20 protein-coding genes are annotated in these 23429 nt (G+C 63.0%); 19 read left to right on the top strand and 1 reads right to left on the bottom strand.

Going from position 1 to position 23429, the window contains the following annotated elements; genetic code table 11:
• Positions 1-151 precede the first annotated feature (151 nt).
• The 16 genes from mraZ to lpxC all read left to right on the top strand — a co-directional run bounded on the left by mraZ (position 152) and on the right by lpxC (position 17973).
• The gene (gene mraZ, locus ACNQP3_RS24040) at positions 152-607 is read left to right on the top strand and encodes a division/cell wall cluster transcriptional repressor MraZ (RefSeq protein WP_264316526.1); all 456 of its coding nucleotides are present in this window, start codon (positions 152-154) and stop codon (positions 605-607) included.
• Positions 604-1551: a 16S rRNA (cytosine(1402)-N(4))-methyltransferase RsmH gene (gene rsmH / locus ACNQP3_RS24035; RefSeq protein WP_012274066.1), complete on the top strand. Its 948-nt coding sequence runs from the start codon at positions 604-606 to the stop codon at positions 1549-1551. The genes mraZ and rsmH overlap by 4 nt, the downstream gene beginning before the upstream one ends.
• On the top strand, positions 1548-1841 hold the full coding sequence (gene ftsL, locus ACNQP3_RS24030) for a cell division protein FtsL (protein ID WP_012274065.1): 294 nt from the start codon (positions 1548-1550) through the stop codon (positions 1839-1841). The genes rsmH and ftsL overlap by 4 nt, the downstream gene beginning before the upstream one ends.
• On the top strand, positions 1841-3589 hold the full coding sequence (locus ACNQP3_RS24025; RefSeq protein ID WP_171577224.1) for a peptidoglycan D,D-transpeptidase FtsI family protein: 1749 nt from the start codon (positions 1841-1843) through the stop codon (positions 3587-3589). Before ftsL ends, ACNQP3_RS24025 begins: the two co-directional genes overlap by 1 nt.
• A complete protein-coding gene (locus ACNQP3_RS24020; RefSeq protein ID WP_012274063.1) occupies positions 3586-5076 on the top strand; it encodes a UDP-N-acetylmuramoyl-L-alanyl-D-glutamate--2,6-diaminopimelate ligase in 1491 nt (496 codons plus the stop codon). Before ACNQP3_RS24025 ends, ACNQP3_RS24020 begins: the two co-directional genes overlap by 4 nt.
• Complete coding sequence (locus ACNQP3_RS24015) at positions 5069-6436, top strand: UDP-N-acetylmuramoyl-tripeptide--D-alanyl-D-alanine ligase (RefSeq protein WP_264316525.1); 1368 nt, start codon at positions 5069-5071, stop codon at positions 6434-6436. The genes ACNQP3_RS24020 and ACNQP3_RS24015 overlap by 8 nt, the downstream gene beginning before the upstream one ends.
• On the top strand, positions 6436-7518 hold the full coding sequence (mraY, locus tag ACNQP3_RS24010; protein WP_003251852.1) for a phospho-N-acetylmuramoyl-pentapeptide-transferase: 1083 nt from the start codon (positions 6436-6438) through the stop codon (positions 7516-7518). The genes ACNQP3_RS24015 and mraY overlap by 1 nt, the downstream gene beginning before the upstream one ends.
• 6 nt (positions 7519-7524) lie before the next feature.
• Positions 7525-8871 (top strand): UDP-N-acetylmuramoyl-L-alanine--D-glutamate ligase, encoded by a 1347-nt coding sequence (murD, locus tag ACNQP3_RS24005; protein ID WP_041166782.1) that lies wholly within the window; start codon positions 7525-7527, stop codon positions 8869-8871.
• A complete protein-coding gene (ftsW, locus tag ACNQP3_RS24000) occupies positions 8868-10082 on the top strand; it encodes a putative lipid II flippase FtsW (protein WP_012274060.1) in 1215 nt (404 codons plus the stop codon). The genes murD and ftsW overlap by 4 nt, the downstream gene beginning before the upstream one ends.
• A complete protein-coding gene (gene murG / locus ACNQP3_RS23995) occupies positions 10072-11151 on the top strand; it encodes an undecaprenyldiphospho-muramoylpentapeptide beta-N-acetylglucosaminyltransferase (protein ID WP_012274059.1) in 1080 nt (359 codons plus the stop codon). Before ftsW ends, murG begins: the two co-directional genes overlap by 11 nt.
• Positions 11144-12592 carry a UDP-N-acetylmuramate--L-alanine ligase gene (murC, locus tag ACNQP3_RS23990; protein ID WP_012274058.1) on the top strand — a complete coding sequence of 483 codons (1449 nt, stop codon included), beginning with the start codon at positions 11144-11146 and terminating at the stop codon, positions 12590-12592. The genes murG and murC overlap by 8 nt, the downstream gene beginning before the upstream one ends.
• The gene (locus ACNQP3_RS23985; RefSeq protein ID WP_060493232.1) at positions 12589-13545 is read left to right on the top strand and encodes a D-alanine--D-alanine ligase; all 957 of its coding nucleotides are present in this window, start codon (positions 12589-12591) and stop codon (positions 13543-13545) included. The genes murC and ACNQP3_RS23985 overlap by 4 nt, the downstream gene beginning before the upstream one ends.
• Before the next feature lie 5 nt (positions 13546-13550).
• Positions 13551-14420: a cell division protein FtsQ/DivIB gene (locus ACNQP3_RS23980; protein ID WP_012274056.1), complete on the top strand. Its 870-nt coding sequence runs from the start codon at positions 13551-13553 to the stop codon at positions 14418-14420.
• Positions 14421-14434: 14 nt separating this feature from the next.
• A complete protein-coding gene (gene ftsA, locus ACNQP3_RS23975) occupies positions 14435-15697 on the top strand; it encodes a cell division protein FtsA (RefSeq protein WP_012274055.1) in 1263 nt (420 codons plus the stop codon).
• 55 nt (positions 15698-15752) lie between these two features.
• A complete protein-coding gene (gene ftsZ / locus ACNQP3_RS23970) occupies positions 15753-16949 on the top strand; it encodes a cell division protein FtsZ (protein ID WP_012274054.1) in 1197 nt (398 codons plus the stop codon).
• Positions 16950-17061: 112 nt separating this feature from the next.
• Positions 17062-17973, top strand: a complete 912-nt coding sequence (lpxC, locus tag ACNQP3_RS23965; protein WP_012274053.1) for a UDP-3-O-acyl-N-acetylglucosamine deacetylase — start codon at positions 17062-17064, stop codon at positions 17971-17973.
• 53 nt (positions 17974-18026) lie between these two features.
• Here lpxC and ACNQP3_RS23960 read toward each other — a convergent pair whose 3' ends face one another.
• Positions 18027-18482 (bottom strand): DUF721 domain-containing protein, encoded by a 456-nt coding sequence (locus tag ACNQP3_RS23960; RefSeq protein ID WP_060493231.1) that lies wholly within the window; start codon positions 18480-18482, stop codon positions 18027-18029.
• 301 nt (positions 18483-18783) lie between these two features.
• On the opposite strand from ACNQP3_RS23960, the gene secA reads away from it, so the two are divergent.
• The 3 genes from secA to ACNQP3_RS23945 all read left to right on the top strand — a co-directional run.
• Entirely contained in the window at positions 18784-21519 is a 2736-nt protein-coding gene (secA, locus tag ACNQP3_RS23955) for a preprotein translocase subunit SecA (protein WP_012274051.1), read from the top strand.
• Positions 21520-21713: 194 nt separating this feature from the next.
• On the top strand, positions 21714-22931 hold the full coding sequence (gene argJ, locus ACNQP3_RS23950; protein WP_012274050.1) for a bifunctional glutamate N-acetyltransferase/amino-acid acetyltransferase ArgJ: 1218 nt from the start codon (positions 21714-21716) through the stop codon (positions 22929-22931).
• Between the two features lie 130 nt (positions 22932-23061).
• The coding region (locus ACNQP3_RS23945) for a glutathione S-transferase (RefSeq protein ID WP_416470535.1) at positions 23062-23429 on the top strand (368 nt) is incomplete at its 3' end.

Raw genomic sequence — 23429 nt, 5'->3', positions numbered from 1 at the left:
TCGCGCTAAATCTCGGTCCTGTAAGGCTTTTCCTTATGAACGCGCCTTGACGGTGCTGCGGACGGATTCCTATAGTGTGCGCAAGTGGCAGAAAGTGGGATGAAGTGGGTTTTCTGGCACAAAAAAGCTAACATTGTGGGGAATCGCAGCCGTGTTCCGCGGAGCCAACGCCGTCAGCCTCGATGCCAAGGGCCGTCTCGCCATGCCGAGCCGGTACCGTGACGAGCTCGATTCGCGTTGCAATGGTCAGCTGATCGTGACCATCGACGCCGTAGACCCCTGCTTGTGTGTTTATCCCCTCGATGAGTGGGAACAGATAGAAGCCAAGTTGCGTGCCTTGCCATCGTTGCGTGAGGAAAACCGCCGCCTGCAGCGCTTGCTGATTGGTAATGCGGTTGACCTGGAGCTCGATGGCAGTGGTCGTTTCCTGGTGCCGCCCCGCCTGCGTGAGTACGCCAAGCTCGACAAGAAGGCGATGCTGGTGGGGCAACTGAGCAAATTCCAGCTGTGGGATGAAGATGCCTGGAACGCGGTTTCGGCAGCCGACCTTGCAGCTATTCAACAACCGGGCGCCATGCCCGACGAATTGCGTGACCTGATCCTGTGACCATAGATAGCGGCTTCAACCACATTACCGTCCTGCTCGACGAAGCTGTCGAGGCATTGGCCCTGCGCGCCGACGGTTGCTATCTGGACGGCACCTTTGGCCGTGGCGGACACAGCCGGCTGATACTCAGCAAGCTCGGGCCGCAAGGGCGGCTGCTGGGCTTCGACAAAGATCCACAGGCGATTGCCACGGGGCAAGCGCTGGCGGCCGAAGACGGCCGCTTTGTCATTGTGCAGCGCAGCTTTGCCGAGCTGGGCGCTGAGGTGGCCGAGCGCGGCCTGCACGGGAAGGTCAGTGGTGTGCTGCTGGACCTGGGCGTGTCTTCGCCGCAGCTGGATGACCCCGAGCGTGGCTTCAGCTTCCTCAATGATGGCCCGCTGGACATGCGTATGAACCCGGGCCAGGGCATCAGTGCCGCGGAGTTCATCGCCACTGCGCCAGTAGAAGAAATCGCCCGCGTCTTCAAGGAGTACGGCGAGGAGCGTTTCGCTGGGCGTATGGCGCGGGCCGTGGTCGAACGCCGCGAAAAGCAGCCGTTCACCCGTACCGCCGACCTGGCAGAAGTGCTCAAGGTGGCCAACCCGGCTTGGGAAAAAGGTAAAAACCCGGCTACCCGTGCCTTCCAGGGGCTTCGCATTCACGTCAACAACGAGCTGGGCGACCTTGAGGCTGGCCTTGAAGCCGCACTCGATGCGCTCGAAGTCGGGGGCCGTCTGGCGGTCATCAGTTTCCACTCGTTGGAAGACCGTATCGTCAAGCTGTTCATGCGCAAGCTGGTGAAAGGCGAGGCCGACAACCTGCCGCGCAACCTGCCGGTGCAGCACAAGGTCTTTGAGCCAAAAATCAAACTTATCGGCAAGGCCCAGTTCGCCTCCGAAGCCGAGCTCAAGGCCAACCCGCGGTCGCGTAGCGCCGTGATGCGTGTGGCGGAGAAACTGCGGTGAGCAGGCTGTTCGCCAAGCCTTTGCCAGGCGGAAGCTTCCTGATGCTTCTGCTGTTCGTTGGCGTGCTGGTTTCGGCCATTGCCGTGTCCTACAGCGCGCACTGGAACCGCCAGCTGCTCAATACCCTGTACGGTGAATTGAGCGAGCGCGACAAGGCTCAGGCCGAATGGGGCCGGCTGATTCTGGAGCAGAGCACCTGGACCGCCGCCAGCCGTATCGAGAACCTGGCTTCCGAACAGCTGAAAATGCGCGTGCCGTCGGCTGACGAAGTACGGATGGTGGCGCCATGATGAAGCTCGAAGGCGCACTCTACCCGTGGCGCTTCCGCGTGGTGATCGGCTTGCTGGCAATCATGGTCGGTGCGATCTGCTGGCGCATCATCGACCTGCAGGTAGTTGACCGTGACTTCCTCAAGGGCCAGGGCGATGCGCGCAGCCTGCGTCACATTCCCATCCCGGCGCACCGTGGGTTGATTACCGACCGCAACGGTGAGCCATTGGCCGTGAGTACCCCGGTTACCACCCTGTGGGCCAACCCCAAGGAAATGCAGGCCTCCAAGGAGCGCTGGCCGCAACTGGCTGCCGCGCTGGGGCAAAACCCGCAACAGCTGATCGAACGCCTGACTCAGCAGGCCAACAAAGAGTTCATCTACCTGGTGCGTGGCCTGACCCCGGAGCAGGGCCAGCACGTGCTCGACTTGAAAGTGCCCGGTGTGTACGGCCTGGAAGAATTCCGCCGCTTCTACCCGGCCGGTGATGTCACCGCGCACATGGTCGGCTTTACCGACCTCGACGACCACGGTCGTGAAGGGGTGGAGCTGGCCTATGACGAGTGGCTGGCCGGTGTCCCAGGCAAGCGCCAGGTGATCAAGGACCGGCGCGGCAGGCTGATCAAGGACATCCAGGTAACCAAGAACGCCAAGGCCGGGAAGACCTTGGCGTTGTCGATAGACCTGCGCCTGCAGTACCTGGCTACCCGCGAGCTGCGCAATGCCATTGCCGAGCAGGACGCCAAGGCCGGCAGCCTGGTGATCATGGACGTGAAGACCGGTGAGGTCCTGGCCATGGTCAACCAGCCGACCTACAACCCCAACAACCGCCGCAGCATGTTCCCGGCGGCCATGCGTAACCGGGCGATCATCGATGTGTTCGAGCCGGGTTCCACGGTCAAGCCGATTTCCATGAGCGCGGCGCTGCAGAGCGGCCGCTGGAAGCCGACCGACAAGGTCGAGGTGTACCCGGGTAGCCTGCAGATCGGCCGCTACACCATCAAGGACGTGTCGCGCAGCGAGGGCCCGATCCTCGACCTGACCGGCATCCTGATCAACTCCAGTAACGTCGGCATGAGCAAGATCGCCTTCGACATCGGGGGCGAGGCCATCTACCGGGTCATGTCCCAGGTCGGTCTGGGTCAGTACACCGGCCTTGGCTTCCCGGGCGAGCGTGTCGGTAACCTGCCCAACCACCGCGAGTGGCGCAAGGCCGAGACCGCGACGCTGTCCTATGGCTATGGCTTGTCGGTGACTGCCTTGCAACTGGTGCATGCCTACGCAGCGCTGGCCAACGACGGCAAGATGGTGCCGCTGTCGATCATCAAGGTCGACAAGGCCCCGGAAGCGGTGCAGGCCATTCCGAAGGAAACCGCCGAAACCGTTCAAGGCATGCTGCAACAGGTGATTGAAGCGCCGCGTGGTGTGTTCCGTGCCCAGGTGCCGTTCTATCACGTGGCCGGCAAGTCCGGCACCGCGCGTAAAGCCACCGTGGGCTCCAAGGGTTACACCGAAAACGCCTACCGCTCGCTGTTCGCCGGCTTCGGGCCGATGAGCGACCCGCGCTACGCCATCGTCGTGGTCATCGACGAGCCGGGCAAGGGTGGTTACTTCGGTGGTCTGGTCTCGGCGCCGGTGTTCAGCAAGGTCATGTCCGGCACCCTGCGCCTGATGAACGTGCCGCCAGACAACCTGCCGCCACCAGCACCCGCGGCACCTGCCGTGCAATCGCAAGTCAATGCAACAGCCGCCAAGGGAGGGCGTGGATGATGACAATGCCATTAAGCAAACTTTTCGCCCACGCCAGCCGTGACCCGCTGATTCGTGAACTGACCCTGGACAGCCGCAACGTGCGCCCGGGTGACCTGTTCCTGGCCGTGCCGGGTGCCAAGGTCGATGGCCGCGAGCATATCGCCGATGCCTTGACCCGTGGTGCCGCCGCCGTGGCCTATGAAGAGCAGGGCGCCACCGTGCTGCCGCTGACCGAAGTGCCATTGATTCCAGTCAAGGGCCTGATCGCACAGTTGTCGGATGTCGCCGGGCGTTTTTATGGCGAACCCAGCCGCCAGCTGAACCTGGTCGGTGTGACCGGGACCAACGGCAAGACCAGCGTTACCCAATTGGTGGCCCAGGCGCTCGACCTGCTCGGCCAGCGCTGCGGCCTGATCGGCACCCTGGGTACCGGCTTCTACGGCGAGCTGCAGAGCGGCCGTCTGACCACGCCCGACCCGATTGCCGTGCAGTCGACCCTTTACGATTTGAAAAAGCAGGGCGCCAAGGCTGTGGCCATGGAGGTTTCCTCTCACGCCCTGGAGCAAGGCCGAGTCGCCGCATTGGAGTTCGACATCGCGGTGATGACCAACCTGTCCCGCGACCACCTCGACTACCACGGCAGCATGGAGGCCTATGAGGCCGCCAAGGCCAAGCTGTTCGCCTGGCCCAGCCTGCGTTGCCAGGTGGTCAACCTGGATGACGCCTTTGGCCGTCGCCTGGCCGCTGACTTTGCCCGCCGTCCGAGCGTCGACCATATCGACACCCGGCTGCTGAGCTACAGCCTGGAAAACCCAGATGCCTCGCTGTTCTGTCGCGAGGCCGCGTTCAGTGACGATGGCGTGCGCGCGACGATCGTTACCGCACAAGGTGAGCGTATCCTGCGCAGTCAGCTGCTGGGGCGCTTCAACCTGAGCAACATGCTCGCCGCTGTCGCGACACTGCTGGCACTGGATTATGCACTGGACGAAATCCTCAAGGTCACCCCGCAACTGCACGGTCCGGTAGGCCGTATGCAGCGCCTGGGTGGCGGCGACAAACCGCTGGTGGTGGTCGATTACGCCCACACCCCGGACGCCCTTGAAAAAGTGCTCGAAGCCCTGCGCCCACACGCCCACGGTAAGCTGCTGTGCCTGTTCGGCTGCGGCGGCGACCGTGATCGCGGCAAGCGCCCGCTGATGGCCGAAGTGGCCGAGCGCCTGGCCGATCGCGTACTGGTCACCGATGACAACCCACGTACCGAAGACCCACAGCGCATCTTCGACGACATCCGTCCCGGTTTCGCCCGGCCTGTCTCGGTCGAGTTCGTTGCCGGTCGTGGCGAGGCCATCGCGCAGTTGATTGCCTCCGCTGCTGCCAACGACGTGATCGTGCTGGCTGGCAAGGGGCACGAGGATTACCAGGAGATCAATGGCGAGCGCCATGACTTCTCCGATTTGACCGAAGCCGAAAAGGCACTTGCAGCCTGGGAGGCGCCACATGCTTAAGCCACTATCACTCAGCCAGCTGACCACAGCACTGAGTGGTCGACAAAACGGTGCCGATGCCACGTTTACCGGTGTCAGCATCGACAGCCGCAGTGTCGGCGCCGGGCAACTGTTCGTCGCCCTGGCCGGTCCGCGTTTCGATGGTCACGACTACCTGGCCGATGTAAAAGCCAAAGGCGCGGTCGCAGCCTTGGTAGAGCGTGAAGTCGCCGATGTAGACCTGCCACAGCTGTTGGTGGCCGATTGCCGCCTGGCCCTTGGCCAACTCGGTGCATTGAACCGCGCCGCATTCGACAAGCCGGTGGTGGCCATTACCGGCTCCAGCGGCAAGACCACGGTCAAGGAAATGCTCGCCAGCATCCTGCGTACCCGTGGCCTGGTGCACGCTACCCGTGGCAACTTGAACAACGACCTCGGTGCGCCGCTGACACTGCTGGAGATCGCCCCGGAGCACAGCGCCGCAGTGATCGAGCTGGGCGCCTCGCGCATTGGTGAGATCCGCTACACCGTGGGCCTGACCCAGCCGCAGGTGGTCATCATCAACAACGCCGGTACCGCCCACGTTGGCGAGTTCGGCGGCCCGGAGAAGATTGTCGAAGCCAAGGGCGAGATTCTCGAAGGCCTGGGCGAGGGCGGCATTGCCATCCTCAACCTGGACGACAAGGCCTTCGCCATCTGGAGTGCGCTTGCCGGCTCGCACAAGGTCGTCAGTTTCGCGCGCAGCAACCCGAAGGCCGATTTCCACGCCACGGTCATCGGTCGCGATGCACGTGGCTGCCCGTCGTTCAAGCTGCATGGCGCGGGTGAAACGGTAGACGTGCAACTCAATGTGCTGGGCGAGCACAACGTCAGCAATGCCCTGGCCGCTGCCGCCGCTGCGCATGCCGTTGGTCTGAGCCTGAACGGTATTGCTGCCGGCCTGGCTGCAGTGCAGCCGGTCAAGGGCCGTACCGTGGCACAGATTGCGCCGAACGGGGTACGGGTGATCGACGACAGTTACAACGCAAATCCCTCCTCCATGTGCGCGGCCATTGATATACTCGCCGGCTTTTCCGGACGCACCGTCCTGGTGCTTGGGGATATCGGCGAATTGGGGCAATGGGCGGAAGAAGGCCATCGTCAGGTGGGTGACTACGCGCGTGGCAAGGTCGATGCCCTGTACGCAGTGGGTTCCAACATGACACACGCGGTCAAGGCGTTCGGCGCCAATGGCCGCCATTTCGCTACTCAAGCTGAGCTGATCGACGCAGTTAGCGCCGAACACGCCAGCGACACCACTATTTTGATCAAGGGCTCGCGCAGCGCTGCGATGGAAAACGTCGTGGCGGCATTGTGCGGTGCCAGCGGGGAGAAACATTAATGCTGCTGCTGTTGGCCGAGTATCTGCAACAGTTCCACAAAGGCTTCGCGGTCTTCCAGTACCTGTCCCTGCGCGGGATTCTTGGTGTACTGACCGCGTTGTCCCTGGCGCTGTGGCTGGGGCCGTGGATGATCCGTACCCTGCAAATTCGCCAGATCGGCCAGGCCGTGCGTAACGACGGCCCGCAATCGCACCTGTCCAAGTCCGGCACCCCGACCATGGGTGGCGCGCTGATCCTGTCGGCCATCGCCGTCAGCACCCTGCTGTGGGCGGACCTGAGCAACCGTTATGTCTGGGTTGTGCTGATCGTCACCCTGGCGTTCGGTGCCATCGGCTGGGTCGATGACTACCGCAAGGTGATCGAAAAGAACTCGCGTGGCCTGCCGAGCCGCTGGAAGTATTTCTGGCAGTCGGTGTTCGGCCTGGCGGCGGCAGTGTTCCTGTACAAGACCGCGCCAACCAGCGTGGAGACCACCCTGATCCTGCCGTTCATCAAGGATGTCACCATTCCGCTGGGCGTCGGCTTCGTGGTGCTGACTTACTTCGTCATCGTCGGCTCGAGCAACGCGGTCAACCTCACCGATGGCCTCGACGGCCTGGCAATCATGCCGACAGTGATGGTCGGCGGTGCGCTGGGCATCTTCTGCTACCTGTCAGGTAACGTGAAGTTCGCCGAATACCTGCTGATCCCCTATGTGCCGGGCTCGGGCGAGCTGATTGTGTTTTGCGGCGCGCTGATCGGTGCCGGCCTGGGCTTCCTGTGGTTCAACACCTACCCGGCACAAGTGTTCATGGGCGACGTTGGCGCGCTTGCGCTGGGCGCTGCGCTGGGCACCATCGCCGTGATCGTGCGCCAGGAAATCGTGCTGTTCATCATGGGGGGCATCTTCGTTGTCGAAACCCTGTCGGTGGTGATCCAGGTCGCCTCCTTCAAGCTGACCGGCAAGCGCGTGTTCCGCATGGCGCCGATCCACCACCACTTTGAACTCAAGGGCTGGCCAGAGCCACGGGTGATCGTCCGCTTCTGGATCATCACCGTGATCCTGGTGCTGATCGGCCTTGCAACCCTGAAACTGAGGTAGATGAGCGTGTCTTTGATCGCTTCCGACCAATTCCGCATCGTTGTCGGCCTCGGCAAGAGCGGCATGTCCCTGGTTCGCTTCCTGGCGAACCGGGGCATTGCCTTTGCGGTCGCCGACACCCGCGAGCAACCGCCGGAACTGGACACCCTGCGCCGTGATTACCCGCAGGTGGAAGTGCGCTGTGGTGAGTTGGACGTGGACTTCCTGTGCCGCGCCAACGAGCTGTACGTGAGCCCTGGCCTGGCCTTGGCCACGCCGGCGCTGCAGCAGGCGGCCGCGCGCGGCGTGAAGCTGTCCGGCGATATCGAGTTGTTCGCCCGCCATGCCACCGCGCCGATCATTGCCATCAGCGGTTCCAACGCCAAGAGCACCGTCACTACCCTGGTCGGCGAAATGGCCGCCAAGGCCGGCAAGCGCGTGGCCGTGGGCGGCAACCTCGGTACCCCGGCGCTGGACCTGCTGGCCGATGATGTCGAGCTGTACGTGCTGGAGCTGTCCAGCTTCCAGCTGGAAACCACTGACCAGCTCAACGCTGAAGTGGCTACGGTGCTGAACATCAGCGAAGACCACATGGATCGTTACAGCGGCCTGCCTGCCTACCACTTGGCCAAGCACCGGATCTTCCGGGGCGCCAAGCAGGTGGTGGTCAACCGTCAGGACGCCCTGAGCCGGCCGCTGCCGGTGGAAGGCCGCCCATGCTGGACCTTCGGCCTCAACCAGCCGGACTTCAAGGCCTTTGGCCTGCGTGAAGTGGATGGCGAAAAATACCTGGCGTTCGAGTTCCAGGCGCTGATGCCGGCGCGCGAGCTGAAGGTTCGCGGCGCTCACAACCAGAGTAACGCCCTGGCGGCCCTGGCCTTGGGGCATGCCGCCGGCCTGCCATTCGAACCCATGCTCGAAGCCCTGCGTGAGTTCGGTGGCCTGGCCCACCGTTGCCAGTGGGTACGCGAGCGTAACGGGGTGAACTGGTACGACGATTCCAAGGCCACCAACGTGGGTGCTGCCCTGGCCGCCATCGAAGGCCTGGGGGCCGATATCGAAGGCAAGCTGGTGCTGATTGCCGGTGGCGATGGCAAGGGCGCTGAATTCACCGCACTGCGCGAGCCGGTCAAGCGTTTCTGCCGCGCCGTGGTGTTACTGGGGCGTGATGCCGAGCGTCTGGCCGACGCCTTGGGCGATGACGTGCCGCTGGTACGGGTCAAGAGCCTCGACGACGCCGTGCAGCAGTGTGCCCAGCTGGCCCAGGCCGGTGATGCCGTGCTGCTGTCGCCGGCGTGCGCCAGCCTCGACATGTTCAAGAACTTCGAAGAACGCGGGCGCCTGTTCGCCCAGGCAGCGGGAGGCCTTGCATGATCTTCGGCATCCTCAAGCCTTACCCGTCGCCGCTGATCAGCGGCCGTGGCATCGACCTGGACTTCCCGATGCTTGCCGGTTGCCTGGCCTTGCTGGGCCTTGGCCTGGTGATGATCACCTCGGCGTCCTCGGAAGTGGCTGCGGTGCAGTCGGGCAACCCGCTTTACCACATGTTCCGCCACCTGGTTTACGTATCCCTTGGCCTGGTTGCCTGTGGTGCGACCATGCTGGTGCCGATCGCCACCTGGCAGCGCATGGGCTTCATGATGCTGCTGGGCGCCTTCGGCCTGCTGGTGCTGGTGCTGGTGCCAGGCATCGGTCGTGAAGTGAACGGCTCCATGCGCTGGATCGGTTTCAGCTTCTTCAACGTGCAGCCTTCGGAAATTGCCAAGGTGTTCGTGGTCATCTACCTGGCCGGCTACCTGGTGCGCCGTCAGACCGAGGTGCGCGAAACCTGGATGGGCTTCTTCAAACCGTTCATCGTGCTGCTGCCCATGGCTGCACTGCTGCTGATGGAGCCGGACTTCGGTGCCACCGTGGTGATGATGGGCGCGGCGGCGGCGATGCTGTTCCTTGGCGGGGTGGGGCTGTTCCGCTTCAGCCTGATGGTGGTGCTGGCGGTGCTGGCGGTGTTCGTGCTGGTACAGGCGCAGCCGTACCGGATGGCGCGCCTTATCACGTTCACCGACCCGTGGTCCGACCAGTTCGGCTCGGGTTACCAGCTGACCCAGGCGCTGATTGCCTTCGGCCGTGGCGAGTGGCTGGGTGTTGGCCTGGGCAACAGTGTGCAGAAGCAGTTCTACCTGCCTGAAGCGCACACCGACTTCGTGTTCTCGGTATTGGCCGAAGAGTTGGGCGTGGTCGGCTCGCTGGTGACCATCGCCTTGTTCGTGTTCGTCACCGTGCGTGCCCTGTACATCGGCCTGTGGGCCGAGAAGGCCAAGCAGTTCTTTGCCGCCTATATGGCGTTCGGCCTGGCCTTCCTGTGGATCGGCCAGTTCCTGATCAACATTGGCGTGAACGTCGGCCTGCTGCCGACCAAGGGCCTGACCTTGCCATTCCTCAGTTACGGGGGCAGCTCGCTGGTGATCTGCTGTGCCTGCGTGGGCCTGTTGCTGCGCATCGAGTGGGAAAGCCGCACGCACCTGGGCAGCGAGGAACACGAATTCAGTGAAAGCGATTTTGCCGAGGAGACCAGTCATGGCCGCTGACGGCAAGAATGTATTGATCATGGCAGGCGGCACCGGGGGCCATGTGTTCCCGGCCCTGGCCTGCGCCCGAGAGTTCCAGGCACGCGGTTACAGCGTGCACTGGCTGGGCACCCCGCGCGGCATCGAGAACGAGCTGGTGCCACAGGCAGGCTTGCCATTGCACCTGATCCAGGTCAGCGGCTTGCGCGGCAAGGGCAAGCTGTCGTTGCTCAAGGCGCCGTTCACCCTGATCAAGGCCGTGCTGCAGGCGCGGCGGATCATTCGTCAGCTCAAGCCGGTATGCGTACTGGGCTTTGGCGGTTACGTGACCGGCCCTGGTGGCGTTGCTGCGCGGCTGTGCGGCGTGCCGCTGGTGATTCACGAGCAGAATGCCCGGGCCGGTACCGCCAATCGCCTGCTGGTGCCACTTTCGGCGCGGGTCTGCGAAGCTTTCCCGAACACCTTCGAGGCTAGCGACAAACGTCGCACCACCGGCAACCCGGTGCGCCCGGAGCTGTTCATGGACGCGCAACGCGCGCCCCTGGCCGAGCGCCGTGCACGCCTGTTGGTGCTCGGTGGCAGCCTGGGTGCGGAACCATTGAACAAATTGTTGCCTAAGGCCCTGTCCGAGGTGCCCGCTGGGCTGCGGCCAGAGGTGTTCCACCAGGCCGGCAAGCAACACGCGCCGATCACTGCCGAGCGTTATCACGAGGCGGGCGTCGCAGCTCAGGTAGAGCCCTTCATCAAAGACATGGCCCAAGCCTATGGCTGGGCCGACATGGTGGTGTGCCGGGCCGGTGCCCTGACCGTCAGCGAGCTGGCGGCAGCAGGCCTGCCTTCGATGCTGGTGCCTTTGCCCCACGCAATCGACGACCACCAGACCCACAACGCCCAATATCTGGCCCGCGAAGGCGCTGCCTTCCTGATGCCACAAGCGACAACTGGCGCAGCGCAGCTCGCTGAACGCCTGAACGAGGTGCTGATGCAACCCGAGAAACTCAACGTCATGGCAGGCACCGCACGGCGCCTGGCCAAACCTGCCGCAACCAGCACCGTGGTCGATATCTGCCTGGAGGTGGCCCATGGTTGAGAGCCAGAAAGCCATGCCCCAGCCGAAGATGGGCCGTATTCGCCGTATTCACTTCGTCGGTATCGGCGGCGTGGGCATGTGCGGTATTGCCGAAGTGCTGCTGAACCTGGGCTATGAAGTGTCCGGTTCCGACCTTAAAGCTTCGCCGGTCACCGAGCGCCTGGAATCGTTCGGCGCCGAGATTTTCGTTGGCCACCGTGCCGAGAACGCCGCCACCGCCGACGTGCTGGTGGTGTCCAGCGCGATCAACCCGGCCAACCCGGAAGTGGCCACCGCCCTCGAACGGCGCATCCCAGTGGTACCGCGTGCCGAGATGCTGGCTGAGCTGATGCGCTATCGCCACGGCGTTGCCGTTGCCGGTACCCATGGCAAGACCACCACCACCAGCCTGCTGGCGTCGGTGTTTGCCGCCGGTGGCCTGGACCCGACCTTCGTCATCGGTGGCCGCCTGACCGCTGCCGGTACCAATGCCCAGCTGGGCACCAGCCGCTACCTGATCGCCGAAGCAGACGAAAGCGATGCCAGCTTCCTGCACCTGCAGCCGATGGTGGCCGTGGTCACCAACATCGACGCCGACCACATGGCGACCTACGAAGGTGACTTCAACAAGCTGAAGAAAACCTTCGTCGAGTTTCTGCACAACCTGCCGTTCTACGGCCTGGCCGTGATGTGCCTGGACGACCCGGTGGTGCGCGAAATCCTGCCGCAGGTGAAGCGTCCGACCGTGACCTACGGCTTCAGCGAAGAGGCCGACATCCGCGCCATCAACGTGCGCCAGCAGGGCATGCAGACCCACTTCACCGTGCTGCGCCGCGACTGCGAGCCATTGGAGGTGTCGGTGAACATGCCCGGCAACCACAACGTGCTCAACGCCTTGGCCACCATCGCCATTGCCACTGACGAAGGCATCACTGACGAAGCCATCATCCAAGGCCTTTCTGGCTTCCAGGGTGTCGGCCGTCGCTTCCAGGTGTACGGCGAGCTGCCGGTCGAAGGCGGCAGCGTGATGCTGGTCGACGACTATGGTCATCACCCGACCGAAGTGGCCGCGGTGATCAAGGCCGTGCGCGGTGGCTGGCCAAGCCGTCGCCTGGTGATCGTTTACCAGCCGCACCGCTACAGCCGCACCCGCGACCTGTATGACGATTTCGTCCAGGTACTGGGCGATGCCAACGTGCTGCTGCTGATGGAAGTGTACCCGGCCGGCGAAGAGCCGATCCCCGGTGCCGACAGCCGTCAGCTGTGCCACAGCATCCGTCAGCGCGGCAAGCTGGACCCGATCTATATCGAGCGTGGCGCCGAGCTGGCGCCGCTGGTCAAGCCACTGCTGCGCGCTGGTGACATCCTGATCTGCCAGGGTGCCGGTGATGTTGGCGGCCTGGCCCCGCAGTTGATGAAAAGCCCGCTGTTCGCAGGCGCCAAGCAGGAGAAGTCGAAATGACCAGCGCCTACGACAAGCTGCACTCCACCTTGGACGTCAAGGCATTCGGCCGCGTTGCCGTGCTGTACGGTGGCAAGAGCGCCGAGCGTGAGGTGTCGTTGAAGTCTGGCGCTGCGGTGATCGATGCGCTGACAACTGCCGGTGTCGACGTGGTTGCCATCGACGTCGGTGACGACCTGCTCGCGCGCCTGCAAAGCGAGAAAATCGACCGCGCCTTCATCATCCTCCACGGCCGTGGCGGTGAAGACGGCAGCATGCAAGGCCTGCTGGAGTGCCTTGGCATCCCCTACACCGGCAGCGGCATCCTTGCTTCGGCGCTGGCCATGGACAAGCTGCGCACCAAGCAGGTGTGGCAGAGCCTGGGCATTCCGACCCCGCGTCACGCGGTATTGGCGAGCGAAAGCGATTGTTTGCAGGCCAGTACGGAACTGGGCTTCCCGCTTATCGTCAAACCCGCCCATGAAGGCTCTAGCATCGGCATGGCCAAGGTGAACAGCGCCCAGGAACTGGTCGCCGCCTGGCAGGACGCCGCCAAATACGATTCCCAGGTACTGGTGGAACAGTGGATCCACGGCCCGGAGTTCACCATCGCGGTACTGCGCGGCCAGGTGCTGCCGCCGATCGCCCTGGGTACGCCGCACGTGTTCTACGACTACGACGCCAAGTACATCGCCAACGATACCCAGTACCGCATCCCGTGCGGCCTGGATAGCGCCAAGGAACAGGAACTGATCGACCTGACCGCACGTGCCTGCGATGCCATCGGCATCGAAGGCTGGGGGCGGCTGGACGTGATGCAGGACGAGCAGGGCCGGTTCTGGCTGCTCGAAGTCAACACCGCACCAGGCATGACAGATCATAGCCTGGTGCCCATGGCGGCCCGCGCGGCCGGCCTGGACTTCCAGCAACTGGTGCTGGCAATCCTGGCCGAAAGCGTGGCGACGCGAGGTTAACAACCATGCAAGGCGCGATGATACGTCAGCAGCAACCCGTTACCGGCCGTAGCAAGCCGGTGCCGCGTGGTGCCAGCCGGCTGGTGGCCGACGAGCCCGTATCGGCGCGCCTGCCACGGCCAAGCCTGGGCGGCCTCAAGCGCCTGCTGTGGCCGGTGCTGCTGGTGGCGGCCGGTTTTGGTGCCTACGAGGGCGCCATTCGGCTGATGCCGTACGCCGACCGGCCCATCACCAAGATCGACGTGCAGGGTGACCTCAGCTACATCAGCCAGCAGTCGGTGCAGCAGCGTATCGCGCCCTACGTGGCGGCAAGCTTCTTCAGTGTCGACCTGCCGGCGATGCGTGCCGAGCTTGAGCAGATGCCCTGGATCGCCCATGCCGAAGTGCGCCGGGTGTGGCCCGACGAGGTGGTGATCCGCCTGGAAGAGCAACTGCCGGTAGCCCGCTGGGGTGATGAAGCTTTGCTCAACAACCAGGGCCAGGCCTTTACCCCGCGCGAGCTGGCCAACTACGAACACCTGCCGCAGTTGGCCGGGCCGCAGCGTGCGCAGCAACAAGTCATGCAGCAGTATCAGGTATTGAGCCAGATGCTGCGCCCCCTGGGCTTTTCCATCGCTCGCCTGGAGCTGCGCGAGCGAGGCAGCTGGTTCCTGACCACCGGTGCGAGCAGTGCCGGGCCGGGCATCGAGCTGCTGCTGGGGCGCGACCATCTGGTGGAGAAGATGCGCCGTTTCATTGCCATTTACGACAAGACACTCAAAGACCAGATCACCACTATCGCCCGCATTGATCTGCGTTATTCCAACGGACTTGCCGTTGGTTGGCGGGAACCGATTGCACCGACGACGGCCCAACCCGCCGTTGCGAAGAATTAGAGAGAGGCAGGACCATGGCAAACGCGCATAGCGGCAAAATGATCGTCGGGCTGGACATTGGCACCTCCAAGGTGGTGGCGCTGGTGGGCGAAGTGGGCGAAGACGGCACCCTGGAAATCGTCGGGATCGGCACTCATCCGTCCCGTGGCCTGAAGAAGGGCGTGGTGGTGAACATCGAGTCCACCGTGCAGTCGATCCAGCGCGCCGTGGAAGAGGCACAGCTGATGGCCGGCTGCCGCATTCACTCGGCGTTCGTCGGCGTGGCTGGCAATCACATCCGCAGCCTGAACTCCCACGGTATCGTCGCCATCCGCGACCGCGAGGTCAGCGTGGCCGACCTGGAGCGCGTACTCGACGCCGCTCAGGCCGTGGCGATTCCGGCCGACCAGCGCGTGCTGCACACCCTGCCGCAGGATTACGTGATCGACAACCAGGAAGGCGTGCGCGAGCCGCTGGGCATGTCGGGCGTACGCCTGGAAGCCAAGGTTCACGTGGTCACCTGCGCGGTCAACGCGGCGCAGAACATCGAGAAGTGCGTACGCCGCTGTGGTCTGGAAATCGACGACATCATCCTCGAGCAGCTGGCTTCGGCCTATTCGGTACTGACCGATGATGAAAAAGAGCTGGGCGTGTGCCTGGTGGACATCGGTGGCGGCACCACCGACATCGCCATCTTCACCGAGGGTGCCATCCGCCACACCGCAGTCATCCCGATTGCCGGCGACCAGGTGACCAACGACATCGCCATGGCCCTGCGTACCCCTACCCAGTACGCCGAAGAAATCAAGATCCGCTACGCCTGCGCCCTGGCCAAACTGGCCGGCGCCGGCGAGACCATCAAGGTGCCGAGTGTGGGCGACCGCCCACCGCGTGAGCTGTCGCGCCAGGCCCTGGCCGAGGTGGTGGAGCCACGTTACGACGAGCTCTTCACCCTGATCCAGGCCGAACTGCGCCGCAGCGGCTACGAGGACCTGGTGCCGGCCGGCATCGTGCTCACCGGCGGCACCGCGAAGATGGAAGGCGCCGTGGAACTGGCCGAGGAAATCTTCCATATGCCGGTACGCCTGGGCGTACCGCACAGCGTTCGGGGGCTGAGCGACGTGGTGCGCAACCCGATCTATTCCACCGGCGTGGGCTTGCTCACCTATGGCCTGCTGAAGCAGTCCGAGGACCTGGTCCTGACCGGTAACAGCAACAGCAGCAACAACAGCTATGGCGATGAACCGAAGGCCCCAGTGCTTGAGCGCTTCAAGAAATGGGTCCAGGGCAACTTCTAAGTTTCAAAGCAGTAGTGGTAGGCGCAACAACTAGAGAACTGTAAGGAGAGGGAAAATGTTCGAGCTCGTAGACAACGTCCCGCAAAGCCCGGTCATCAAGGTGATCGGCGTTGGTGGTGGTGGCGGCAACGCCGTCAATCACATGGTCAAGAGCAGCATCGAAGGCGTGGAATTCATCTGCGCCAACACCGATGCCCAGGCGCTGAAAAACATTGGTGCGCGCACCATTCTGCAATTGGGCACTGGCGTGACCAAGGGCCTGGGTGCTGGTGCCAATCCGGAAGTCGGCCGTCAGGCCGCGCTGGAAGACCGTGAGCGCATCGCTGAAGTGCTGCAAGGCACCAACATGGTGTTCATCACCACTGGCATGGGCGGCGGTACCGGTACCGGTGCAGCGCCGATCATTGCCGAAGTGGCCAAGGAAATGGGCATTCTCACCGTAGCCGTGGTGACCCGTCCGTTCCCGTTCGAGGGTCGCAAACGTATGCAGATCGCCGATGAAGGCATCCGCATGCTGGCTGAAAGCGTCGACTCGTTGATCACCATCCCCAACGAGAAGCTGCTGACCATCCTGGGCAAGGATGCCAGCCTGCTGTCCGCCTTCGCCAAGGCTGACGATGTACTGGCCGGTGCCGTGCGCGGTATTTCCGACATCATCAAGCGCCCTGGCATGATCAACGTCGACTTTGCCGACGTGCGTACCGTAATGGGTGAGATGGGCATGGCCATGATGGGTACTGGCTGCGCCAGCGGCCCGAACCGTGCGCGTGAAGCCACCGAAGCCGCGATCCGCAACCCGCTGCTGGAAGACGTCAACCTGCAGGGCGCGCGCGGCATCCTGGTGAACATCACCGCAGGCCCGGACCTGTCGCTGGGTGAGTACTCCGACGTGGGTAGCATCATCGAAGCCTTCGCCTCTGACCACGCGATGGTCAAGGTCGGCACCGTGATCGACCCGGACATGCGCGACGAACTGCACGTGACGGTCGTGGCCACTGGCCTGGGCGCGCGCATCGAGAAGCCTGTGAAGGTAGTCGACAACACCCTGCAGACCGCCCAGCAGGCGTACGAAGCGTCCAACCCTGCGCCGGCCCGCCAGGAGCAGCCAGCGGTCAACTACCGTGACCTGGAGCGCCCGACCGTAATGCGCAACCAGGCCCATGCAGGTGCTGCCGCAGCCGCTAAACTGAACCCTCAGGATGACCTGGACTACCTCGATATCCCGGCTTTCCTGCGTCGTCAGGCTGATTAATGGAATTTATCAGGGGTATAAAGGTGATTGGTATTCATCAAAGGTTGGGTCTGTTATCATCCCCAGCCTTTGTTGATACCTGTTCGCAATTTGCGCTGAAGCGGCCAATGCCATGATTAAACAACGCACCCTGAAGAATACCATCCGTGCCACAGGTGTCGGTCTGCACTCCGGGGAGAAGGTTTACCTGACCCTCAAGCCTGCACCTGTTGACACCGGCATCGTCTTCCGCCGCGCCGACCTCGACCCTGTGGTCGAGATCCCTGCGCGTGCGGCCAACGTCGGCGAGACAACCATGTCGACGACGCTGGTCAACGGTGACGTCAAGGTCGATACGGTCGAGCACCTGCTCTCCGCCATGGCGGGCCTGGGCATCGATAACGCCTACGTCGAGCTCTCCGCCTCGGAAGTGCCGATCATGGATGGCAGCGCCGGACCCTTTGTATTTCTGATTCAGTCTGCCGGCCTGGAAGAACAGGACGCAGCCAAGAAGTTCATCCGCATCCTGCGTGAGGTAACTGTGGAAGAGGGCGACAAGCGCGCCACATTCCTGCCTTTCGAAGGGTTCAAGGTGAGCTTCGAGATCGACTTCGATCACCCGGTGCTTCGCAACCGGACCCAAAGCGCCAGCGTCGACTTTTCCAGCACCTCGTTCGTGAAGGAAGTCAGCCGCGCGCGTACCTTCGGCTTCATGCGTGATATCGAGTACCTGCGCAAGCACAACCTTGCGTTGGGTGGCAGTGTCGAGAACGCCATCGTGGTCGATGAGGACGGCGTGCTCAACGAAGACGGCCTTCGTTACGAAGACGAATTCGTCAAGCACAAGATCCTCGACGCCATCGGCGACCTGTACCTGCTGGGCAACAGCTTGATTGGCGAGTTCAAGGGCTACAAGTCCGGCCACGCGCTGAACAACCAGTTGCTGCGCAAGCTGATTGCTGAAACCGATGCCTGGGAAGTGGTCACTTTCGAAGATGCCAGTACGGCACCGATCTCGTACATGCGCCCTGTTGCGGCCGTGTAAGTTCGAACACTCTCTCTAGTGTTGTAATCAAGGCCACCTTCGGGTGGCCTTTTTTATGGCTTGTGCTGAGCGTGGGCTGCCAGCCGTTCCAGCGCTGCGCGCAGCTTGGGGTCGGTGATGCCCTCGGCGGTATCGCGCAGGCTCTCGGCCGCGCTGTTCGACAGCTCTGCGGCGTGCCCACCACGCTTGGCCGGCACCAGCGGCGGCTGCACCTTGAACAGGATGCGCCTGAGGTTGCCGAAGGCTTCCATGGCCTGCAATGCCGCCAGCAAACGCTTCTGCTGGTAGCGCAGGCGGGTTGCCCAATGGCCGTCGGTCACCACCAGCAACAAGGTGCCATCACGCCACGACGCCACGTGACAGTGCTCGCGGGCCGCCGGTTGCAGTTGGCTTTCCAGCAGGCGCTGCAGGTGCTCCAGGCGCTCGGCCTGGTTCAGCAGCAGGCGCAGTGGGCGCACCTGGCGCAGCAGGGCGGAGGGCGGCTGGGCGGGGGAGGGTTTGTAGGCCATGGGGTACGCATGAGATGGCAAGAGCGGCAGTTTAACACCTCTATAGCCTGTGGCGGCCGTTCGCGGGCAATGCAAGATACGAGTCATTCTCGATACGTTTCATGAACACGGGCCTTGAACTCAGGGAAAATGCCCCTATCTAAAACAAGCCCCCGCCAAAACGCTGTAATAGCATCGTGGAAATCCACCACTTTCCTCACCATCGTTTCCGGGTAGAATGCTCGTTCGCATGCGGCCTTAGGGCTGCACGGGCGACTCATGGGGCCGCCCTCCATCCCTACGTGTGGAAGATCCTGCCGATATGTTTGCGCCTTTGTTAAAAAAACTTTTTGGAAGCAAGAACGAGCGTGAAGTCAAACGCATGCTCAAGACGGTGAGTATCGTCAATGCCTTCGAAGAGAAGATGGTGGCCCTCTCCGACGAGCAGCTGCGGGGCAAGACCGCAGAGTTCAAGGAGCGCCTGGCCAAAGGCGAGACACTGGACCAATTGCTGCCCGAAGCCTTCGCCGTGGCCCGTGAGGCCGGCAAGCGCGTAATGGGCATGCGCCACTTCGACGTGCAGCTGATCGGTGGTATGACCCTGCACGAGGGTATGATCGCAGAAATGCGCACCGGTGAAGGCAAGACCTTGGTCGGTACCCTGGCCGTGTACCTCAACGCATTGTCCGGCAAGGGCGTGCACGTGGTCACCGTCAACGACTACCTGGCCCGCCGTGACGCCAACTGGATGCGCCCGCTGTACGAGTTCCTCGGCCTGTCGGTCGGTATCGTCTCGGCCTTCCAGCCGCCGGAAGAAAAGCGCGCCGCTTATGCGTCCGACATCACCTACGGCACCAACAACGAATTCGGTTTCGACTACCTGCGCGACAACATGGCGTTCAGCCAGGAGGAGAAGTTCCAGCGTGAACTGAACTTCGCCGTGATCGACGAAGTCGACTCGATCCTCATCGACGAAGCGCGTACCCCGCTGATCATTTCCGGCCAGGCTGAAGACAGCTCCAAGCTGTACATCGAAATCAACCGCCTGATCCCGCGCCTGACCCAGCACATCGAAGAGGTCGAAGGCCAGGTCACCCAGGAAGGCCACTTCACCATCGACGAGAAGAGCCGTCAGGTCGAGCTGAACGAGGCCGGTCACCAGTTCATCGAAGAGATGCTGACCCAAGCGGGCCTGCTGGCCGAAGGCGAGAGCCTGTACTCCGCCCATAACTTGGGCCTGTTGACCCACGTTTACGCTGGCCTGCGCGCGCACAAACTGTTCCACCGCAACGTCGAGTACATCGTCCAGGACGGCCAGGTCCTGCTGATCGACGAGCACACCGGCCGTACCATGCCGGGCCGTCGTCTGTCCGAGGGCCTGCACCAGGCCATCGAGGCGAAAGAAAACCTGAACATCCAGGCCGAGAGCCAGACCCTGGCTTCGACCACCTTCCAGAACTACTTCCGCCTGTACACCAAGCTGTCCGGCATGACCGGTACCGCCGACACCGAAGCGTTCGAGTTCCAGTCGATCTACGCCCTCAACGTGATGGTCATTCCGCCGAACAAGCCGCTGGCGCGCAAGGACTTCAACGACCTGGTGTACCTGACCGCCGACGAGAAATACGCCGCGATCATTGCCGACATCAAGGAAAGCATGACCAAGGGGCGGCCGATCCTGGTGGGTACCGCGACCATCGAAACTTCCGAGCACATGTCGAACCTGCTCAAGAAGGAAGGCATCGACCACAAGGTACTGAACGCCAAGTACCACGAAAAGGAAGCCGAGATCATCGCGCAAGCGGGTGCTCCGGGTGCCCTGACCATCGCCACCAACATGGCTGGCCGTGGTACCGACATCCTGTTGGGCGGTAACTGGGAAGCCGAAGTGGCCGCCCTGGAAAACCCGAGCGCCGAACAGATCGCCCAGATCAAGGCCGACTGGCAGAAGCGTCACCAGCAGGTGATCGAGGCCGGTGGCCTGCACGTAATCGCCTCCGAACGTCACGAATCGCGTCGTATCGACAACCAGCTGCGTGGCCGTTCCGGCCGTCAGGGCGACCCAGGCTCCAGCCGCTTCTACCTGTCGCTGGAAGACAGCCTGATGCGCATCTTCGCCTCTGACCGGGTGAAGAACTTCATGAAGGCACTGGGCATGCAGTCGGGCGAGGCCATCGAGCACCGCATGGTCACCAACGCCATCGAGAAGGCCCAGCGCAAGGTCGAGGGCCGCAACTTCGACATCCGTAAGCAACTGCTCGAATACGACGACGTGGCCAACGAGCAGCGCAAGGTGATCTACCACATGCGCAACAGCCTGTTGGCCGCCGAGAACATCGGCGACACCATCGTCGAATTCCGCCAGGAAGTTCTGGACGCTACCATCAGCCAGCACATTCCGCCGCAGTCGCTGCCCGAGCAGTGGGACGTGGCCGGCCTGGAAGCTTCGCTGGCCAGCGATTTCGCCATGAAGCTGCCGATTCAGCAGTGGCTCGACGAGGATGATCACCTCTACGAAGAGACCCTGCGCGAGAAGCTGCTTAACGAAATCACTACCGCCTACACCGAGAAGGAAGACCAGGCCGGTATCGAAGCCCTGCGTACCTTCGAGAAACAGATCCTGCTGCGCGTGCTGGACGACCTGTGGAAAGACCACCTGTCGACCATGGACCACCTGCGTCACGGTATTCACCTGCGCGGCTATGCGCAGAAGAACCCGAAGCAGGAGTACAAGCGCGAGTCGTTCAGCCTGTTCCAGGAGCTGCTGGAGTCGATCAAGCGCGACACCATCCGCGTGCTGTCGCACGTACAGGTTCGCCGCGAAGACCCTATCGAAGAAGAAGCCCGCCTGCGTCGCGAGGCCGAAGAACTGGCCAGCCGCATGCAGTTCCAGCACGCCGCCGCACCGGGCCTGGAAAGCGAGCAACTGAGCGAGGAGGGTGCCGAAGTGGCGGTAGCCGCGGCGCCAGTACGTAACGACCAGAAGTTGGGCCGCAACGAACCGTGCTGGTGTGGTTCGGGCAAGAAGTTCAAGCATTGCCACGGGCAGATCGAGTGATCTGATCCACTCGCAGTAACGTGACAAATCCGGGGCCGCCGTGCGGCCCATTCGCGGCACAAGGCCGCTCCCACAAGGACCGCGCCGCATTCTAGGCTGCGATGCCCTTGTGGGAGCGGCCTTGTGCCGCGAATGGGGCGCGAAGCGGCCCCGTTCTTCCATCATCATTTCACCGTTTTTCTAGGAGCGCTCTAATGGCTGTTGGTCTTGGTCCTTTGCCCACCCTGCACCCGGTTCCGGGTTTTGAACTCGGCATCGCTTCTGCCGGCATCAAGCGCCCAGGGCGCAAGGATGTGGTGGTCATGCGCTGTGCCGAAGGCTCCAGCGTGGCTGGCGTGTTCACCCTCAACGCCTTCTGCGCGGCGCCGGTGATCCTGTCCAAGCAGCGCGTTCAGGGCACCGTGCGCTACCTGCTGACCAACACCGGTAACGCCAATGCCGGTACCGGCGCGCCAGGCCTGGCCGCAGCCGAACGTACCTGCGCCAAGCTGGCCGAGCTGGCGGGTGTGCCAGCTGAATCGGTATTGCCGTTTTCCACCGGCGTGATCGGCGAACCACTGCCGGTCGAGAAGATCGAGGGAGCACTGCAGGCCGCCCTCGACAACCTGTCGGAAAACCACTGGGCTGAAGCCGCCACCGGCATCATGACCACCGACACCCTGCCCAAGGGCGCCAGCCGCCAGTTCCAGCACGAAGGCGTGACCGTTACCGTGACTGGCATCAGCAAGGGTGCAGGCATGATCCGCCCGAACATGGCCACCATGCTCGGCTACATCGCCACCGACGCCAAGGTTGCCCCTGCGGTGCTCAAGGACCTGATGCTGGACGGCGCCAACAAGTCGTTCAACCGCATCACTATCGATGGCGACACCTCGACCAACGACTGCTGCATGCTGATCGCCACCGGCAAGGCCAACCTGCCGGAAGTGACCGAAGCCAGCGGCGCGCTGTTCGAAGCGCTGAAAAAAGCGGTGTTCGAAGTGTGCATGGAAGTGGCCCAGGCCATTGTCCGTGACGGCGAAGGCGCCACCAAGTTCGTGACCGTGCAAGTCAACGGTGGTGGCAACCACCAGGAGTGCCTGGACGTCGGCTACGCCGTGGCCCATTCGCCGCTGATCAAGACTGCGCTGTTCGCCTCCGACCCGAACTGGGGCCGTATCCTTGCCGCCGTTGGCCGTGCCGGCGTACCGGAGCTGGACGTGAGCTTGATCGACGTGTACCTGGACAGTGTGTGCATCGCCAGCAAAGGCGGCCGCAGCCCAAGCTACACCGAAGCGCAGGGTTCGGCAGTGATGGCCCAGGAGGAGATCACCATCCGTATCGAGCTGGGCCGTGGCCAGTGCAGCGAAACCATCTGGACGACCGACCTGTCCCACGAGTACGTGAAGATCAACGCCGAGTACCGTACCTGATCGAAAATGGGGCCGCGTTGCGGCCCAATCGCGACACAAGGCCGCTCCCACAAGGTCCTGTGAGAGCGGCCTTGTGTCGCGATTGGGCTGCAAAGCAGCCCCAAGACATCCAAACCAATGGAGCCGAACCATGAGCTATCACCTGATCATCGGCGACAAGCTGTATTCCTCCTGGTCGCTGCGTGGCGCCCTGGCCCTCGAGCTGGCTGGCGTGCCCTACGAAGAAACCCTGATCAAGCTCAACCAGCCTGATACCCGTCAGCGCATCCTCGCTTTTTCCTCCACCGGCAAGGTGCCGCTGCTCAAGAGTGAGCAGGGTGTGATCGCCGATTCCCTGGCCATTGCCGAATACCTCAACGAACAGCACCCCGAAGCCCAACTGTGGCCTGCCGACGTAGCCGCCCGTGCCCAGGCCCGTTCGGCTTGCGCACAGATGCACAGCGGTTTCTTCGCCTTGCGCAGCGCCATGCCGTTCGACCTGTCGCGTGACCAGGCCCT

Source organism: Pseudomonas sp. LFS074, from assembly GCF_047978165.1.
GTDB classification, from domain to species: Bacteria; Pseudomonadota; Gammaproteobacteria; order Pseudomonadales; family Pseudomonadaceae; genus Aquipseudomonas; species Aquipseudomonas putida_P.
This window is presented reverse-complemented; position numbering and strand designations above follow the sequence as displayed.